Here is a 16,682-nt window from a genome sequence, read left to right on the forward strand (position 1 = left end):
GACGTCCGCTCTCCGGAGCCTCACCGTTGCCGCGGGCGTCCCGGCGGTGTTGCGAATGTGACCAGCGGCCCGGCGAACATCGCGTCGGCCAGGACCGCGCCGCCGATCGCCCCGCCGGCCTGGGCGCACACGTACGCGGCGACGTCCCGCAGGGCCAGGCCCTCCGGGTCACTGCGGCCGGTGAACCGGGCGGCGAGCGTGACGACCGGGTCGAAGTGCGCGATCGCTTCGGCGGCGACCCGGCGGATGAGCGGTGCGTTCACGCGGTGACTGCGGCGGGCTGCGTGGTGGTCAGGAACGCGGCGAGCTTGTCCAGGACGCCGGGCAGCACCCAGTAATACACCCAGGTCCCGCGGCGCTCGCAGTCGATCAGGCCGGCCTGCCGCAGCAGTTTGAGGTGGTGGGAGATCGTCGGCTGGGACAGCTCGAAGGCCGGGGTCAGGTCACATACGCACACCTCACCGCCGTCCCCGCGCGAGGCGATCATCGACATCAGGCGCAGCCGGACCGGGTCCCCCAGCGCCTTGAAGACCTGCGCCAGGTCAGCCGCCTGGTCCTCGTCCAGTGGCGCGGCAGACAGGCCCGCGCAGCAGGCTGCGTCCTGGCCCATCACCGCAAGCTCTTGTTTCGACATGCCTCTATGTTGACGTTTTTCGATTCAAGGCGCAAGGTTGCATCAATGAACGTCAATGCAGGCCGTTCCGGGCACCGCCATGCCCGTCATCCAGGAGTGAAGTCATGAGCGAGCAGACCACCACCGACCTGCGCGAAACCGTCCGCCGGCGGTACGCCGCCGCAGCCGTGAAGGTCACCGAGGGCAGCACCGCCTGCTGCGGGCCCGATCCGGTCGAGGTCGACGAGAACTTCGGCTCCACCCTGTACGCCACCGACGAACGCGACGCGCTGCCGGCCGAGGCCGTCGCCGCTTCGCTCGGCTGCGGCAACCCCACCGCCGTCGCCGAACTGCGCGCAGGCGAGCGCGTTCTGGACCTCGGCTCCGGAGGCGGCATCGATGTCCTGCTCTCCGCCCGCCGCGTCGGCCCCACCGGCAAGGCGTACGGGCTGGACATGACCGACGAGATGCTGGCGCTGGCCCTCGCCAACACGGCGAAGGCGGGCGCGACGAACGTGGAGTTCCTCAAGGGCACCATCGAGGCGATCCCGCTGCCCGCGAACACCATCGACGTCGTGATCTCCAACTGCGTAATCAACCTGTCCGTCGATAAGCCTGCGGTTTTCGCCGAGAGCTTCCGTGTCCTCAAGCCGGGCGGCCGGATCGGCGTCTCCGACGTTGTCGCCGACGACACCCTCACCGCCGAACAGCGGGCAGAGCGCGGCGACTACGTCGGCTGCATCGCCGGCGCGCTCTCCTTCGCCGAATACCGCACGGGCCTGGAGGCCGCGGGGTTCACCGCCGTCGAGATCACCCCGACGCACCCGGTCGCCGACGGCATGCACTCCGCCATCGTCCGTGCCACCAAGCCGGCGGCCGCCGACGCCCCGACCGAGGTGGCCGCGTCGGCCGACGCTTGTTGTGGTGTCAATGCCTGCTGTACCTCTGGCGAAACCGCTGCCGATCCCGACCTGACCGTCACCGAGGCCAAGACCGCCTCGGGCTGCGGCTGCCAGAACTGAACCCAGTCCCTGAGCAGGACCCCGCCCCGGGTCCTGCTCACGTACGTAGGCGGGTGTGCCCGCCGGGATGGGTGGGGTGGGGCTGCCGAGGTCCTGTCCGCGTGGTCCGGCGAGGCTTTCGAGCCCGGCCGGGTGTGGAGCCACGCCTGGCCGGCGGCTGCATGGTGTGGTGGTGGCCGTCGGGCCGTGGCACGCGGGCCCTGGCGCCCGGTGCGCATCGCGCGGGCGTGCCGAGACGGTCGCGCTGTTGCGGCAGGCGGCCGGTGCGGAGCCGAGACGACCGGGGAGTCGGCCGCGCGGCCGGGAGTCGGCATCGGCCGGCTCGGCTCGTCCGGGCCGTGTTTCCCGGCCCCGGCGTGGACCGTGGTGGGCTTGCCGAGCACGGCCCGTGCTCGAGTGTGCGGGGTCGCCGCTGCTTCAGTGGCCGCCCGACGCCCGACGCCCGGTGGTCGGCCCGAACCCCGGTCGGTCAGGGTGACTTACCATCCGGTAGTGTCGTTCGGCAGGCCATCGGAGGAGGAACCGTGTCACGGTCCGAACGCTCGCCCCGGATGCTCGCCGGACTGCCGGAGGGCCGGTCATGAGCGGAGGGCCCGGGAAGGGTGACGTGGTCGAGGACTTCGCGTTGCCGGACGAGACCGGGACCGTGCGGCGGCTCTCGGAGCTGCTCGCCGAAGGGCCGGTCGTGCTCTTCTTCTATCCGGCCGCCCTGAGCCCCGGCTGCACCGCGGAGGCCTGCCACTTCCGTGACCTCGCCGCCGAGTTCGCCGCCGTCGGCGCGCGCCCCGTGGGCATCAGCGGGGACCCCGTCGAGCGGCAGGCGGAGTTCGCCGGACGGCACACCCTCGGCCTGCCGCTGCTGTCCGACCCGGACGGCGCCGTCCGTGAGCGGTTCGGGGTGAAGCGGGGCATCGCCGTGGCGCCCACCAAACGGGCCACCTTCGTGATCGGCCGGGACCGGACCGTCCTGGAGGTCGTCCGCAGCGAACTGCGGATGAACACGCACGCCGACCGCGCGCTCGCCGCCCTGCGGGACCATCGCGCCTGAGACCGGCCCGGGCCCCGGGCCCGCTCCGCCGCGGTTGAGGACGGACGGCTGTGGGCCGATGCTGGACGAATGGAGAAGGCCCCCGCCGCGGTGGTCGTCGATGCCCGCGGCATCGTCACGGGGTGGAGCGAGGGCGCCCGGAACCTGACCGGGTTCCCCGCCGAGGAGGCCGTCGGCCGCGCCGTACGGGACCTGCTCGCCGCGGACGTGCCGCCCGGCACCCCGCCCGCGCCGCAAGCCATCGTCGACGTGCGGCACCGCGACGGCCGCCTGGTGCCGCTCCGGTTGACGGTCTGCCCCCTCTCCGGCACGGAGAAGGCGCCGGGCGGGTACGTGATCACCGTCGAGCCCCCCGGGCCGGCCGAGCCTTCCTGGGCGGGCCGCGCCTTCCAGCAGGCCTCCCTGGCGATCTCCGTCCTCGACACCGAGCAGCGCTTCGTCCGGCTCAACGACGCCGCCTGCGAGGCGATGGGCGTGCCCGAGGAGGGGCTGCTCGGCCTCACCCTGTTCGACGCGGCGGGGCGGACGGACCGCACCTGCGGCGTCGACCGGCAGCTGCGCCATGTCGCCGAAACCGGCAAGCCCCTGCACCACGAGAGCTACGGCCGCGCGCCCACCGCCTCCCGGCGCCACGCCTGGAACGTGGAGATGTGGCCGGTCCGCGGCCCCACCGGCGAGGTGATCGGCACCGCCATGGCGGGACTGGACAGCTCCGAGCAGCACCGTGCCCGGCACCGGCTGGCGCTGCTGAACGCCGCCGCCACCGCCATCGGCACCACCCTGGACGTCGTCCGCACCGCCGAGGAGCTCGTGGAACTCCTCGTCCCGGAGTTCGCCGACTTCGCCGCCGTCGACCTGCTCGACTGGGCCCTCGGCGCCGACGAGCCCCCGGACGGACCGGACAACGGGGTCGTACTGCGCAGGGTGGCGCACGGCTCCGCCGCCGGGGACACCTGGCGGACGGCCGTGCGCCTCGGCCGTACGGACGTCCACCCGCCCACCTCCCCGCCCGCGCGGGCGCTGCGGGAGGGCAGGGCGGTGCTCGCCCGCGCCGGCGAGCCGGACTTCGACCGGTGGATCGGCGAGCGCGGCCCGCACGCCCACGGCCTCACCGGCGTCCACTGCCAGCTGTCCGTGCCGCTGCGGGCCCGCGGCACCACGCTCGGTGTCGCGGTCGCCGTCCGCACCACCCTCCCCGACGCGTTCGCCCCCGACGACGCCGTACTCGCCGAGGAACTCGCCAGCCGCGCCGCCGTGTGCGTCGACAACGCCCGCCGCTTCGCGCGCGAACGCTCCACCGCCCTGACGCTCCAGCACAGCCTGCTGCCCCGAGGCCTGCCCGGCCAGGCCGCCGTCGAGGTCGCCCACCGCTATCTGCCCTCGGCGTCGGCGGCCGGCATCGGCGGCGACTGGTTCGACGTCATCCCGCTGGCCGGCAGCCGCGTCGCCCTGGTCGTCGGCGACGTCGTCGGTCACGGCATCCCCTCGACGGCCACCATGGGCCGGCTGTGCACCGCCGTACGCACCCTCGCCGACGTGGACCTCCCGCCCGACGAACTGCTCACCCACCTCGACGACCTGGTCACCCATCTGACCGCCGACGAGGGCGACGACGTCGCCGAATTCGGCGCCACCTGCCTCTACGCCGTCTACGACCCCGTCTCCAGGCTGCTGACCGCGGCCGCCGCCGGACATCCCGCGCCGGCCGTTGTGCTGCCCGACGGAACCTGCCGGCTCGTCCCCGTGAGCGCGGGCCCGCCGCTCGGCGTCGGAGGACTGCCCTTCGAGGCGGTGGAACTGCTCCTGCCCGAGGGCTCCGTGGTCGCCCTCTACACCGACGGCCTCGTCGAGGACCGCGACCGCAACATCGACCAGGTCACCGGGGAGCTGCGCCGGGCCCTGGCGGTGCCCGCCGGGTCGCTGGACGCCCTGTGCCACGGCGTGCTCAAGGACGTCCTGCCCGCGGAGCCCCTCGACGACGTGGTGCTGCTGCTGGCCCGCACCCGCGCCCTCGGCGCCGACCGGGTCGCCACGAGGGACGTGGCGCACGACCCCGAGGAGGTGGCGGCCGCCCGCCAGTGGGCCGCCGACATGCTGGCCGCCTGGGGCCTGGACGAGTCGGCCTTCGTCACCGAACTCGTCGTCAGCGAACTGGTCACCAACGCCATCCGCTACGGAGAGGCGCCCATCAGGCTGCGGCTCATCCGCGACCGCAGCCTCATCTGCGAGGTCTCCGACGCCAGCTCCACCTCACCGCACCTGCGCCGCGCCCACGCCTACGACGAGGGCGGCCGCGGGCTGCTGCTGGTGGCTCAGCTCACCCAGCGCTGGGGCAGCAGACAGACCGACCGGGGCAAGACGATCTGGGCGGAACAGCACCTGCCGCGGCACTGACCGGCCGCCCCCGCCGCTCAGGTGCCGCCGTCCTCCGCGGCGACCTGGGCGAGGGTGCGGCCCGAGCGCGCCGACCGCGCCCGCCGCGGATCCGGGGCGCCGCGCCCGGCGACGCCCTTCGCCGCCCGGACCAGCAGCCACGCCTCCTCGCCGTCGTCCCCGTCGCGGAAGCGGGTGAGGGCGTACTCCCCGCGCACTTTCGACCCGTGCAGCCGGAACGTGGCGTGCCCGCGCTCCAGGGACTCCGCGAAGTCCAGGGGCCGGCCCCGGCGGTCGTGGCTGAGCGGCTCGTACGTGCCGCGGTCCCAGACGATCACCGTGCCGCCGCCGTACTCACCGCGCGGGATCACGCCCTCGAACTCCTCGTACTCCAGCGGATGGTCCTCCGTGGGCACGGCCAGGCGCTTGTCCCGCGGGTCGGCCGAGGGGCCCTTCGGCACCGACCAGGACTTCAGTACGTCGCCCACCTGGAGCCGGAAGTCGAAGTGCATCCTGCGCGCGTCGTGGATCTGCACCACGAAGCGGCGCGCCGCATCCGCACCCGCCCCGTCTCCCCGGGGCTCGCCGCTCCGTCCGAAGTCCCGCTTGCCGCGGTAGTCCCGCAGCCGGTCCTCACCCACCGCGTCGCTCCCTCCGGTACGTCACCGCCGTATGCGCCGCCCCGGGTACCCGGTCAGAACTCCTCGTGCACCTCCGGATCGCCGCCGAGGCGCCGGTGGGCGCGGTCGGCGAGGGTCCTCATCTGGGCGGCGTCCAGTTCGAAGCCGAACACGTCGAGGTTGGCCCGCTGCCGCTCCGGGGCGGAGGACTTGGGCACGGGGACCGCGCCCAGCTGGATGTGCCAGCGCAGCACGGCCTGGGCCGGGGTGACCCCGTGCGCCTCCGCGACGGCGGCGACGGCGAGGTCGTCCAGCAGCGTCGAGCCGCGGCCGAGCGGGCTCCAGCTCTCGGTGAGCACACCCTTGTCCGCGTGGTACGCGCGCAGCTCCTCCTGGGGGAAGAAGGGGTGCAGCTCGACCTGGTTGACCGAGGGCAGCACCCCGGTCTCCTTCTCCAGCCGGTCGATGTGGGCGGGCGTGAAGTTGGACACCCCGATCGACCGGACCAGACCGTCCTCGCGCAGTTTGATCATGGCTTTCCAGGAGTCGACGTACCGGTCGACGCGGGGGAGCGGCCAGTGGATCAGGTACAGATCGACGTAGTCCAGGCCCAGCCGCGCCCGGGACTCCTCGAAGGAGGCGAGGGTCTCCTCGTAGCCGTGGTGGCGGCCCGGGAGCTTCGTCGTCACGACGATCTCCTCACGGGGGACGCCGGACGCGGCCACCGCGCGGCCGACGCCGGTCTCGTTGCCGTAGCGGGTCGCTGTGTCGACAAGGCGATAGCCCGTCTCCAGGGCCGTGCCGACGGCCCGCTCCGCCTCGGCGTCGTCCATCGGCCAGGTGCCCAGACCCAGGGCGGGGATCGCGGTGCCGTCGTTGAGGGTGCGGGTCGGAATGCTGGTCACGAGAGGCCTTCCGTCGGGGACGTCCTCCTCCAGCGTCGGGGACGACGGCCCGTTGATCAACCGCACGCCGGGGCCTCGCGGGGCGCGTGACGACGGTCGTGGCGATCCGGGCGGCGGTGGCGCGCCGGCAGGCGGGGCTCTTCCGCGGGCAGCGCGTCGACCACGCCGCCCATGTGGCGCCGGCCGGTGCTCGGCGTACGGTCCGGCACGGAGCTCGACGACCGGCTGCGGCGCGGCGCCGCATCCTGCTGCGCGGCCGGCACTGCGCCCGCGGGGGCCCGCGTCGATCCGCCGGCCGCGACGATCCTGCACGCCGAGACCGTCCCGCCGCACTGCCCGCGACCCACGCGGGACTGCCCCCGCGCGGGAACGGGGGTTCGCCCGCCGGCGGCGTGCCGAGCACCCGCCGGAGGCCGGCCACCGGTCCCGGCCGGGCGGACACGGCCCACCTCGGCCACCCGCGGATCACGCACCGCGTCATGCTCGCCGAGGACGTTCCCGGCGGCGTGGACGGCCGGTCCTCCCGGCCCCTCACCGGCATCGCACCGGGCCGCCGGCGGGCGGGCCCCTTCTCACGTCAGCGGGATGGTCACCTCGTCCTCGACCGGTGGGGCGACTTCCTGGGCGCGGTGGCCGGTGGCCGCGTGACAGCGCAGGCGGATCGCGTCCGGGCTCACGTCCAGGCGCAGGAAGCTCTTGAAGAAGGGCGGGCTGTAGGTGGCCGAACCCGGAGAGAACAGCGACGTGTACACCTTGCGCACCGGCAGCCGGAACCGCTTGGCCCGGTCGGGCCTGCGGCCGGTGCCGAGCAGCGCCGCGACCAGCCGCATCCGGCGGGTGATGCGCGGCGGTGCGCCCGGAACGCGGGTGGGCCCGATGCCGAGACGCTCGGCGATCACCGCCATCGCCTCGGCGTCGCTGAGGGCGAAGAAGCGGCGCAGCCGCAGCCGTCGCCCGTAGAGCGCGCTGTAGAAGGCCAGGGAGTCGCCGCGCAGCGGATAACAGCGGAAGTCCCGCTCGGTGACCCCGGCGACATCGACCCGGGGAATGGTGTGGGTGGCGTGCGTGAACGCGCCGCCGCCGCCCGCCACCACGTACTGAAGGGTGCGGCCGTCGTCCAGCCGCACGGGATAGCGCTGGTAGTTGTGGATGTCGCCGCCTATGGCGGCCACGTAGTGGTGAGCGGGGTCGCGGACGATGTCGTCGACGGTGCCGCCGCCCTCGACGGGGCACGGGTGGTGCTCGCCGTCCACGTACAGGGGCGACCCCGTGACGAGTATCTTCGGGCGTGGGTCCCGGGAGACCTCCCGCAGCCACGCGCCCTGGGCGGCGTCGATCCCGCCCAGCAGTCCGGTGTCGATGCCGACGATCCGTATCGGACCGGCGTCGACCGCCCAGTACGGGCCGGGCTGCACGGCCCGCTGCTCGGGCCCGGAACGCAGTGCGCGCGCCTCGTCGAGCCGGGCGCCGTCCCCGGGGCGCGGCCGGTGCCACAGCAGGGAGCGCAGCCAGGCCCGGGTGAGGGGACGCGACGCGGGGGCGGGCGGCGGCGGTGGGCCGGCGTCGCAGAAGACGCGCATGAAGCCGGTCAGGTCCTCGTACCAGTCGTGGTTCCCCGGTATCGCGTAGATCGGGGCCCGGTAGTCGCGGTACGGCCGGAAGAACTTGGCGCCGTAGTCGTCGGCACTGCCCACCGGGTAGATCACATCGCTGGCGAGCACGGCGAACGCCGTGTCCTGACCCTCCTTCAGCAGGCCCGGCACCACCGCGTACTGGGGCTCTCCGCCCTCGCCGGTGTCGCCGAGGAGCAGGAACGAGAACCGGTCCGGGTCGTCGCGCCGGATCACCTTGTCGGCGGGCGCCCCGGCCGCCTCCCGCCGGGCGACCCAGCGGGCGCGGACCTCCGGCGTGGGGTCACCCAGCCACGAGGCCAGGACGCCGTTGCGGGCCGCCCACAGCGTTCTCGGGTCGAGCCAGGAGATCTTCTCCACCTTGTTCGGCATCAGCCGCCGGTACGCACCGCGTTCCGCGGCGCCCCAGCCGGCACCCTCGGCGGTCTCACGTGAAGAGTCGGACACCGGGGCACCGTAACAACGGTGCGGCGCACGGCCGGAGACCGGGTGGCCCGCGGCCGGTGCACCGAACCGCCTTGGCGGCGAGGGCCGTTGACGGCGGACGCCAGGCGGACGTTCGGGCGGACGTCAGGAAGCGGGCACCCCGCTCACTCGAACCGCGAGACGTCGCCCGCGCCCCGCCGTACGATCTCCGCCTCACCGCCGGAGAAGTCGATCACGGTGGTCGGCTCGGTGCCGCAGTCGCCGGAGTCGAGCACCGCGTCCACCTGGTGGTCGAGCCGGTCCTTGATCTCCCAGCCCTGGGTCATCGGCTCGTCCTCGCCGGGCAGCAGCAGGGTGCTGGACAGCAGGGGCTCACCGAGCTCCTCCAGCAGCGCCTGGGTGACCACATGGTCGGGGATGCGCACGCCGACGGTCTTCTTCTTGGGGTGCTGGAGCATGCGGGGCACCTCCTTCGTCGCGGGCAGGATGAACGTGTAGCTGCCCGGGGTCGACGCCTTGACCGCCCGGAACACGTCGTTGTCGATCCGTACGAACTGCCCGAGCTGCGCGAAGTCCCGGCACACCAGGGTGAAGTGGTGCCGGTCGTCCAGCTTGCGGATCGTACGGATCCGGTCGATGCCCTCACGGTTGCCCAGACGGCAGCCGAGCGCGTAGCAGGAGTCCGTGGGATACGCGATCAGGGCGTCGGCACGGATACTCGCGGCGACCTGGGCAATGGTGCGCGGCTGGGGGTTGTCGGGGTGCACATCGAAGTACTTCGCCATTCACCGAGCTTATGCCGCCGGCGCGCGGCCATCCCGCACTCCGGCATCGCGCCGTCCCCGGATCCCGGTGCGCCGTCGCGCCGGGATGAGCCGCGCCCACCGGTGAGGTAACGTCCCCGACCCGGGCCGGATGGGCGAGACGACGAGGGGAGGACCCGACATGGCAGGCCGTGAGGACGGAATCCGGCACACGCCGGCGGCACCCGGAGAGCACCCGGCCTGGGCGCGGGAACTGCTCGAGCATCTGCGGCCTGCCGGGCGGGACGTCGGCAGGGTCGTCGACTGGCTGGCCGCGACCGCCCACGCGGAGGTGGCCCTCCAGGACGCCACGGGCACGCTGCTCGCCGGTACCCGGCTGCCCCTGGACGACACCCTCGTCGCCGACCTCGGCTCCGGCCGGATCGCCTCCGCCGCCTGGGAGGGGGACGGGCGCCACCAGCGCCTGGTGCGCATCGGCCACCCCTCGGGCGCCTGTGTGCTGGCCGTCTCCCGCGAGGACGCCTTCGACCGGCACACCTTCGACGTCGTCACGCACACCGCGCAGGTGATCGAGCTCCTGCTGGCCGCCCGCGAGACCAGCGCCGCCGGTCACCGGCTGCGGCGGGCCACCGCCGATCTGCGGCTGGCGATCCTGCAACTGCTGATGGTCGAGGACACCGTCTCGGCCCGCCGTGTCGCGGCGGGGCTCTGGCCGGGCCTGCTGGACGCCGACACCGCGTGCGTCTACGTCGTGGAGTCCGCGCCGGAGCGGCGCGAGCGGCTCGTGGCGGAGTGCCTGGACACCACGCGGGAGGAGGCGCTGGTCGTGCGGTGCCCGGCGATGGACGGCCATGTGATCGTCGTCAGCCCCCGCGAGCGGACCGCCGCCGATCTGCGCTCGCTGGTCGGCAGGCACCCGGGGACGTTCCTCGGCGGCAGCGTGTGGCAGAGCCTCGCCCGTACCGCCACCGCGTACGGCCAGGCCGTCAGCGCGCTGGCGGTGGCGCGCTTCCGGACGGACAAGACCGCCGTGTACGCCGAGCGCACCCACCCCGAGCGGCTGATGGAGCCCGCCGCCCTGCGCGGCTGGGCGGCCCGGGTGCTGCGTCCGCTGGACACGCTGGCCCACCACACCCGGGCCGAACTCCTCGCCACCACCCGCCTCGGCCTGGAGTTCACCGCCGTGAACACCGCCAAGATCCTCGGCGTCAGCCGCAACACGGTACGGGCCCGTATGGAGCGCGTCGAGACGATGCTCGGCGTGGACTTCGACGACGCCACCGCCCGCGCCGTCGTGCATCTGGCGCTGCACACCCAGATCAACCTCCTGGACGGACAGACGGGCAGCGACCCGGGCACGCGCGCCCCCGCCGGCCTGACGGGCCTGCTGGCCGGCGACGCCGTGCGCGCCTGGGCGCACGAGCTGCTGGGACGGCTCGACCACGATCCCCGCAGGGTGCGCCGAACCCTGCGTACCTGGATCGCCGCCGGGGGCAACGCCGAGCGGGCCGCGCAGACCCTGGGCGTCCACGCGCAGACCGTGCGTGAGCATGTGCGCAGCGCCGAACCGGTCCTCGAACGCCAGCTGCTGGCCACCGGAACCGATCTCTACGAGGTGGTGCTGGCCCATCTCGCCGCGGGTGACCTGGAGCCGCCGGTTCTCCCGGAGGAGTAAACCGGGCCTTTCGGACTCAGTTGTGCACGGTTGAGTCCTCCGGAAGCGGCAGCGGGCATCGGTGCGATACACATGCCCGTTCCTCGCGGCATAGATTTTGAGCCAAGGCGGGGGCCCGACCGGAACGGGGGACCGGTCGCGCTCCCGCCGCCTACGCCGCGCGCCCTCACGGCGGGCCGGTACCCGCCCGCCGCCGGCAGGGCCCGCCCCTTCCGCCGCGTGCGGGCCTGAACAGCGCGCTGCCGTGCGCCCGCCCGAACGGCGGCCGGCACCGGTTTCGCGGACCCGGACCTCGTGCGCGGTGCGACGCCGGGCCCGAGTGGTTCCGGACGGTTTGCGCGCCCCCGCGGCGCAAGGCGCTGACGGCCCGGCGGCCGACCGCTACCCTACCGGTCGGTAACCGCTGGGATCCCAGGAGGCGACGCCCCATGCCCACGCTCGCTGTCGACGGCGCGGACCTGACCTACGACGACGAGGGCCCGCGCGACGCCGGCGGCGCGCCCCTGGTGTTCCTCCACGGGTGGACCGCCGACCGGCACCGCTGGGACCACCAGATGGCGCACTTCGCCCCCCACCGCCGGGTGATCCGCCTCGACCTGCGCGGACACGGCGAGAGCAGCGGCGGCGGGGCACACACCATCGAGGCCCTCGCGCACGACGTCATCGTCCTCCTCGACCATCTCGGCGTCGACCGGTTCGTCCCCGTCGGTCACTCGATGGGCGGCATGACGGCCCAGACCCTCGCCCTCGCCCACCCCGCGCGGGTGGAACGGCTGGTGCTGGTGAACTCCATCGGCAGGATGACGTACAGCAGGTACCGGGCGCTGCTGATGGCGGCGTCCGCCCGGGTGCCGTTCCGGCTGTTCGTCGCCGCCAACATCCAGCGCGCCTTCGCCCCCGGCCACCCCCGCCAGGAGGTCAAGGAGTACATCCGCGCCTCGGCGGCCACGCCCCGCGAGGTCGTCATGACCCTGTACTCCGCGATGCGCGCCTTCGACGTCCTCGACTGCGCCGGCGAGATCCGCGTCCCCACCCTGATGGTGCACGGCTACCACGACATCCAGCTCCCGGCGCACCAGATGCTGCGCATGGCCAAGGACTACCGGGACGCCGAGATCCGCATCCTCGACGCGGGCCACGAACTCCCCGTGGAGAAGCCCGCGGAACTCACCGCCGCCCTGGACCGCTTCCTCACCCCGGCCCCTGTCCGGGAGGAGTCCCCGGGTCGCCGCCCCGGCTGAGGCGCGGCAGCATGACCCCCGTACGCACGCGACCCGGGGGGCGACGAGCAGCGCAAGGAGCCGACACGATCATGACGGACGTTTCGAGCCGGGGTCCCGCTCCGGGTGACGACCGCAAGGTACTCACCAACCGCCAGGGCCACCCGGTCTACGACAACCAGAACCAGCGCACCGTCGGCTCCCGGGGCCCGGCCACGCTGGAGAACTACCACTTCCTGGAGAAGATCAGCCACTTCGACCGGGAGCGCATCCCCGAGCGCGTCGTGCACGCCCGCGGCGTCACCGCGTACGGCTTCTTCGAGGCGTACGGCACCTGGGGCGACGAGCCGGTCTCCCGCCACACCCGCGCAAAGCTCTTCCAGGAGAAGGGCAGGCGCACCGACGTCGCCGTCCGCTTCTCCACGGTCATCGGCGGCCGCGACTCCTCCGAGGCCGCCCGCGACCCCCGCGGCTTCGCCGTGAAGTTCTACACGGAGGACGGCAACTGGGACCTCGTCGGCAACAACCTGGGCGTCTTCTTCATCCGCGACGCCATCAAGTTCCCGGACGTCATCCACGCCCTCAAACCCGACCCGGTCACCTTCGAACAGCAGCCGCGCCGCATCTTCGACTTCATGTCGCAGACACCCGAGTGCATGCACATGCTGGTCAACCTCTTCAGCCCGCGCGGCATCCCGGCGGACTACCGCCACATGCAGGGCTTCGGCGTGAACACCTACAAGTGGGTCAACACCGAGGGCGAGACCAAACTGGTCAAGTACCACTGGATGCCCAAGCAGGGCGTGCGCGGCATGACCGAGGAGGACGCGGCCAACGTCCAGGCCGACGGGCTCGGCCACGCCACGAAGGACCTCTACGAGGCGGTCGGGCGCGGCGAGTACCCGGAGTGGGAACTCCTCGTCCAGATGATGGACGACCACGACCACCCGGAGCTGGACTTCGACCCGCTGGACGACACCAAGACCTGGCCCGAGCAGGACTTCCCGCCCAAGCCGGTGGGCCGTATGGTGCTCGACCGGATGCCCGCCGACTTCTTCGCCGAGAACGAGCAGATCTCCTTCGGCACCGGCGTCCTGGTCGACGGTCTGGACTTCTCCGACGACAAGATGCTCGTCGGCCGGACCTTCTCCTACAGCGACACCCAGCGCCACCGCGTCGGCCCCAACTACCTCCAGCTGCCGGTGAACCGGCCCAAGCACGCGGACGTGCGCACCAACCAGCGCGACGGACAGATGACGTACGTCGTCGACGCCGCCGGGGAGAACCCCAGCGTGAACTACGAGCCGTCGATCACCGGCGGCCTGCGCGAGGGTGAATACCCCACGCACGACGAGCAGGGCCCGGAGATCCGCGGCCGGCTCACCCGCGCCCGCATCGAGCGCGCCAACGACTACCAGCAGGCCGGGCAGCGCTATCTGCTCCTGCAGGACTGGGAGCGCGACGACCTGGTGAAGAACTTCACCGACCTGATCTCCCAGTGCGACCGCGCCGTCCAGGAGCGCATGGTGTGGCACTTCCTGCTGGTCGAGAACGACCTCGGCCTCAGGGTCGGCGAGGGCCTCGGCATCATGCCGGAGGACGTCGCCCACCTCGAGCCCCTGCCCGGACAGAGCCTCACGGAGGAGGACCGCAAGCGGCTCGCCGGTCTGGGCGACAACCCGCCGCGCGACGTGGAAGGTCTCACCATGACCCACTGCGTCCCCGACACGCGGCACGTGGTGACCCGCTGACCGCTCACCCGGCGGCGGCCGCCCGCGCCACCGCGAGCGCCTGCTCGGCGTAGCCGCGGCCGAACAGCACGGCGTGCACCAGCAGCGGGAACAACTGGTGCACGCCCACGCGCGCCTCCCACCCGCCGACGAGCGGAGCCGTCTCCCGGTAGCCCTCGAGCACCGCCGGCAGTTGGGGACAGCCGAAGAGAGCGAGCATCGCCAGGTCGGTCTCCCGGTGCCCGCCATGGGCCGCGGGGTCGATCAGCCGGACCTGGCCGTCCGCACCCCACAGCACATTGCCGTTCCACAGGTCGCCGTGGAGGCGCGCGGGCGGCTCGGCCGGTCCGGCCAGGTCCGGCAGCCGCTCACAGACCCGCTCGACGACGCCCGCCTCGTCCGGGCGGACGGTGCCCTCGTCGACCGCGCGGCGCAGATACGGCAGTACCCGGTGCTCGGCGTACCAGCCGGGCCAGTCGCCGCCGGTGACGTTGCGCATCGGGGCGAGCCCGATGTACGCCTCCACCGGACCGCCCGGCGGAGGCGTCCCGAACGCCGGCGCACCGGCCGCGTGCAGGGCCGCGAGGTCCCGGCCGAACCGCACGGCCGCCTCCCGCGTGGGCCGCCCCCGGGCCACCCGGTCGACGACCAGCCACCGCGCGTCGTGACCGTGCACCTCGGGCACCCGAACCGCCCTGGCACCGGCGAGCCAGCGCAGCCCGGCCGCCTCGGCCCGGGCGGCGCGCGCGTCCTCGGTCCGCTTCACGACCACCATCCGGCCGTCGTCGAGCACCGCCTCGGTCAGTGAACCGGACACGGGACGCACACCGGTGACCGCCCGTCCGGTGAGCCGGGCCGCCACGGACTCCGGCCCGTCACCGTCCGGCGCGCCGGGACCGGTGGGGAGGGGCATGCGCGGTCTCCTCTCATGCGGGGGCACGCCCAGCGTACGAGCCGCCCCGGGCCGCGTCCGCCGCCGAACGCTCGCGCAGGACGGTGAAATCCCGCCGCGTGCCGATCGAACGGAGCCGCTCCGGGGGACCTCTGGGACCATGACCAGTTCATCGTTCCAGCGCACCCTCACCCTGCCCGCCGCACTCTGCGAACAGGCCGCACAGCACCTGGAGCAGGCCGCCCGGCGGACGGTCGACGGGGCCGGAATCCCGCTGAAGGCGTTCCGCGCGGCCGCCGACAGCGACTACACCCTCCCGGTCTCCGTGGTCGAACAGGCGGCGGGCTGTCTGCTGGTCCTGGCCACGGAGACCGCGCAGACCGTGCGGCCCTCGGTCCTGCGCACCATCATCGGCGTCGCCCTGTGCCTGCGCGACGCCGTCGAGGCGGTCCACCGGCCCGCGCTCACCACCCGGTTCTGGTGACGGACCGTCGCATGCCCCCGCCCCCGGCGGGAACCCGGCGCACCCGCACCACCCCACCCCAGGAGTAGGCCATGAGTCTGTTGCGTGTCCTCGGCCGGCCCATGCTGGCGTCGATGTTCGTCGCCGGCGGGCTGGATTCCGTCCGCCACCCCGAGAACGTCACTCAGATCGCGGAGCCCGTCGTCCGGCCGGTCACCGACCGCGTGCCGCTGCTGCCGGACAGCACCGAGGACTGCGTCCGCCTCAACGGCGCCGTCCAGGTCGTGGGCGGGCTGATGCTGGCCACCGGACGCATGTCGCGCCCGGCCGCGCTCGCGATCGCCCTCACGCTCGTGCCCACGACCCTGGCCGCGCACCGCTTCTGGGAGGAGGAGGACCCCGACCGCAAGGTCCAGCAGCGCATCCACTTCCTGAAGAACCTCTCCATGCTCGGCGGACTGCTGATCGCCGCCGACGACACCGGTTCCGCCCCCTCACTGATCTGGCGCGGCCGGCACGCGGCCCACGACCTGCGGCGCGACGCCCACCTCGTACGCCACTCCGTCCGGGCCGGCGCCGGGCCCGCCGCCCTGGCCGGCCGCGTCCGCGCCAAGCTCTCCTGCTGACCCGCGGCGGTGCGGGGACCCGGGAGCGGAGTGGACCCGGCCGGGCGCCACCACGAACCGGAGGAGAAGGACATGGGACACGGAGGCAACGTCATCGACGAACTGGTGACCGATCACCGGGAAGTCGAGGAGCTCTTCGGCAAGATCGAGGAATTGCCGCCCGGCCACAAGGACCGCAAGGTGTACGCCGACCAGGCCACCATCGAACTCGTCCGCCACTCGGTGGCCGAGGAGGCCTACCTCTACCCGGCCGTACGCGAACACCTGCCCGACGGGGACGCGCTGGCCGACCAGGAGCTCGAGGACCACGCCACGGCCGAGCGGACCATGAAGGACCTGGAAGGCCATGACGCGGGCGACGCCGAGTTCGACCGGCTCATCGGCATGCTGATGAGCGAGATCCGCGAGCACATCGCCGACGAGGAGCAGAACCTCTTCCCGCGGCTGCGCGCCGCCTGCTCCCCGGAGCAGCTCGACAAGCTCGGCGAGAAGGTCCGCCAGGCGAAGAAGACGGCCCCCACCCGGCCGCACCCGGCCGCTCCCGACAAGCCGCCCGCGAACAAGCTCCTGGCACCGGGCGCCGGCATGGTCGACCGGCTCCGCGACGCCCTGAGGGGACGCGGCAAGCTCGACTGACACCACGGGTGAGGTGCCCCCTGTGAGCAACCACACTC

General features: G+C 73.4%; 16 protein-coding genes. 9 read left to right on the forward strand and 7 right to left on the reverse strand.

Annotation, left to right across the window (positions count from 1 at the left end):
* Nucleotides 1-20: 20 nt before the first annotated feature.
* A complete protein-coding gene (locus tag AC5L3C_RS34835; protein ID WP_312847486.1) occupies nt 21-263 on the reverse strand; it encodes a hypothetical protein in 243 nt (80 codons plus the stop codon).
* Nucleotides 260-634, reverse strand: a complete 375-nt coding sequence (locus AC5L3C_RS34840) for an ArsR/SmtB family transcription factor (RefSeq protein WP_125509363.1) — start codon at nt 632-634, stop codon at nt 260-262. Before AC5L3C_RS34840 ends, AC5L3C_RS34835 begins: the two co-directional genes overlap by 4 nt.
* Before the next feature lie 104 nt (nt 635-738).
* Here AC5L3C_RS34840 and arsM point away from each other — a divergent pair, with 104 nt between their 5' ends.
* From arsM to AC5L3C_RS34855, 3 genes are all read left to right on the forward strand, one after another.
* Nucleotides 739-1,635, forward strand: a complete 897-nt coding sequence (gene arsM / locus AC5L3C_RS34845; RefSeq protein WP_125509365.1) for an arsenite methyltransferase — start codon at nt 739-741, stop codon at nt 1,633-1,635.
* A 580-nt stretch (nt 1,636-2,215) separates the two neighbouring features.
* Entirely contained in the window at nt 2,216-2,683 is a 468-nt protein-coding gene (locus AC5L3C_RS34850; RefSeq protein ID WP_493653082.1) for a peroxiredoxin, read from the forward strand.
* A 69-nt stretch (nt 2,684-2,752) separates the two neighbouring features.
* Nucleotides 2,753-5,077, forward strand: coding sequence for an ATP-binding SpoIIE family protein phosphatase (locus AC5L3C_RS34855; RefSeq protein WP_493653083.1), 2,325 nt, complete (start codon nt 2,753-2,755; stop codon nt 5,075-5,077).
* Between the two features lie 17 nt (nt 5,078-5,094).
* Here AC5L3C_RS34855 and AC5L3C_RS34860 read toward each other — a convergent pair whose 3' ends face one another.
* The 4 genes from AC5L3C_RS34860 to AC5L3C_RS34875 all read right to left on the reverse strand — a co-directional run bounded on the left by AC5L3C_RS34860 (nt 5,095) and on the right by AC5L3C_RS34875 (nt 9,423).
* Nucleotides 5,095-5,697, reverse strand: coding sequence for a DNA polymerase ligase N-terminal domain-containing protein (locus AC5L3C_RS34860; RefSeq protein WP_493653084.1), 603 nt, complete (start codon nt 5,695-5,697; stop codon nt 5,095-5,097).
* 53 nt (nt 5,698-5,750) lie between these two features.
* Nucleotides 5,751-6,581 (reverse strand): aldo/keto reductase, encoded by an 831-nt coding sequence (locus AC5L3C_RS34865; protein WP_125509373.1) that lies wholly within the window; start codon nt 6,579-6,581, stop codon nt 5,751-5,753.
* 572 nt (nt 6,582-7,153) lie between these two features.
* A complete protein-coding gene (locus tag AC5L3C_RS34870; RefSeq protein WP_493653085.1) occupies nt 7,154-8,659 on the reverse strand; it encodes a metallophosphoesterase family protein in 1,506 nt (501 codons plus the stop codon).
* 143 nt (nt 8,660-8,802) lie between these two features.
* Entirely contained in the window at nt 8,803-9,423 is a 621-nt protein-coding gene (locus tag AC5L3C_RS34875; protein ID WP_493653086.1) for an L-threonylcarbamoyladenylate synthase, read from the reverse strand.
* Nucleotides 9,424-9,583: 160 nt separating this feature from the next.
* On the opposite strand from AC5L3C_RS34875, the gene AC5L3C_RS34880 reads away from it, so the two are divergent.
* The 3 genes from AC5L3C_RS34880 (at nt 9,584) to AC5L3C_RS34890 (ending at nt 14,048) form a co-directional block, all read left to right on the forward strand.
* On the forward strand, nt 9,584-11,077 hold the full coding sequence (locus AC5L3C_RS34880) for a helix-turn-helix domain-containing protein (RefSeq protein ID WP_493653087.1): 1,494 nt from the start codon (nt 9,584-9,586) through the stop codon (nt 11,075-11,077).
* A gap of 428 nt (nt 11,078-11,505) precedes the next feature.
* Entirely contained in the window at nt 11,506-12,318 is an 813-nt protein-coding gene (locus AC5L3C_RS34885) for an alpha/beta fold hydrolase (RefSeq protein WP_493653088.1), read from the forward strand.
* Between the two features lie 71 nt (nt 12,319-12,389).
* Nucleotides 12,390-14,048, forward strand: a complete 1,659-nt coding sequence (locus AC5L3C_RS34890) for a catalase (protein WP_493653089.1) — start codon at nt 12,390-12,392, stop codon at nt 14,046-14,048.
* Nucleotides 14,049-14,052: 4 nt separating this feature from the next.
* Here the strand turns inward: AC5L3C_RS34890 and AC5L3C_RS34895 are convergent, their stop codons facing one another.
* Nucleotides 14,053-14,940, reverse strand: a complete 888-nt coding sequence (locus AC5L3C_RS34895) for a fructosamine kinase family protein (protein ID WP_493653090.1) — start codon at nt 14,938-14,940, stop codon at nt 14,053-14,055.
* Nucleotides 14,941-15,079: 139 nt separating this feature from the next.
* Here AC5L3C_RS34895 and AC5L3C_RS34900 point away from each other — a divergent pair, with 139 nt between their 5' ends.
* The 3 genes from AC5L3C_RS34900 (at nt 15,080) to AC5L3C_RS34910 (ending at nt 16,644) form a co-directional block, all read left to right on the forward strand.
* Nucleotides 15,080-15,403 carry a hypothetical protein gene (locus AC5L3C_RS34900; protein ID WP_493653091.1) on the forward strand — a complete coding sequence of 108 codons (324 nt, stop codon included), beginning with the start codon at nt 15,080-15,082 and terminating at the stop codon, nt 15,401-15,403.
* Nucleotides 15,404-15,474: 71 nt separating this feature from the next.
* Nucleotides 15,475-16,008 carry a DoxX family protein gene (locus AC5L3C_RS34905; protein WP_493653092.1) on the forward strand — a complete coding sequence of 178 codons (534 nt, stop codon included), beginning with the start codon at nt 15,475-15,477 and terminating at the stop codon, nt 16,006-16,008.
* Between the two features lie 72 nt (nt 16,009-16,080).
* Entirely contained in the window at nt 16,081-16,644 is a 564-nt protein-coding gene (locus AC5L3C_RS34910) for a hemerythrin domain-containing protein (RefSeq protein ID WP_493653093.1), read from the forward strand.
* Nucleotides 16,645-16,682 lie beyond the last annotated feature (38 nt).

This window comes from Streptomyces speibonae, assembly GCF_984686075.1.

Excerpts from the sequence above, each read along its gene's own strand:
- AC5L3C_RS34840 (WP_125509363.1), bottom strand. The coding sequence starts at position 634 with ATGTCGAAACAAGAGCTTGCGGTGATGGGCCAGGACGCAGCCTGCTGC.
- arsM (WP_125509365.1), top strand. The coding sequence starts at position 739 with ATGAGCGAGCAGACCACCACCGACCTGCGCGAAACCGTCCGCCGGCGG.
- AC5L3C_RS34850 (WP_493653082.1), top strand. The coding sequence starts at position 2,216 with ATGAGCGGAGGGCCCGGGAAGGGTGACGTGGTCGAGGACTTCGCGTTG.
- AC5L3C_RS34855 (WP_493653083.1), top strand. The coding sequence starts at position 2,753 with ATGGAGAAGGCCCCCGCCGCGGTGGTCGTCGATGCCCGCGGCATCGTC.
- AC5L3C_RS34875 (WP_493653086.1), bottom strand. The coding sequence starts at position 9,423 with ATGGCGAAGTACTTCGATGTGCACCCCGACAACCCCCAGCCGCGCACC.
- AC5L3C_RS34880 (WP_493653087.1), top strand. The coding sequence starts at position 9,584 with ATGGCAGGCCGTGAGGACGGAATCCGGCACACGCCGGCGGCACCCGGA.
- AC5L3C_RS34885 (WP_493653088.1), top strand. The coding sequence starts at position 11,506 with ATGCCCACGCTCGCTGTCGACGGCGCGGACCTGACCTACGACGACGAG.
- AC5L3C_RS34890 (WP_493653089.1), top strand. The coding sequence starts at position 12,390 with ATGACGGACGTTTCGAGCCGGGGTCCCGCTCCGGGTGACGACCGCAAG.
- AC5L3C_RS34895 (WP_493653090.1), bottom strand. The coding sequence starts at position 14,940 with ATGCCCCTCCCCACCGGTCCCGGCGCGCCGGACGGTGACGGGCCGGAG.
- AC5L3C_RS34900 (WP_493653091.1), top strand. The coding sequence starts at position 15,080 with ATGACCAGTTCATCGTTCCAGCGCACCCTCACCCTGCCCGCCGCACTC.
- AC5L3C_RS34905 (WP_493653092.1), top strand. The coding sequence starts at position 15,475 with ATGAGTCTGTTGCGTGTCCTCGGCCGGCCCATGCTGGCGTCGATGTTC.
- AC5L3C_RS34910 (WP_493653093.1), top strand. The coding sequence starts at position 16,081 with ATGGGACACGGAGGCAACGTCATCGACGAACTGGTGACCGATCACCGG.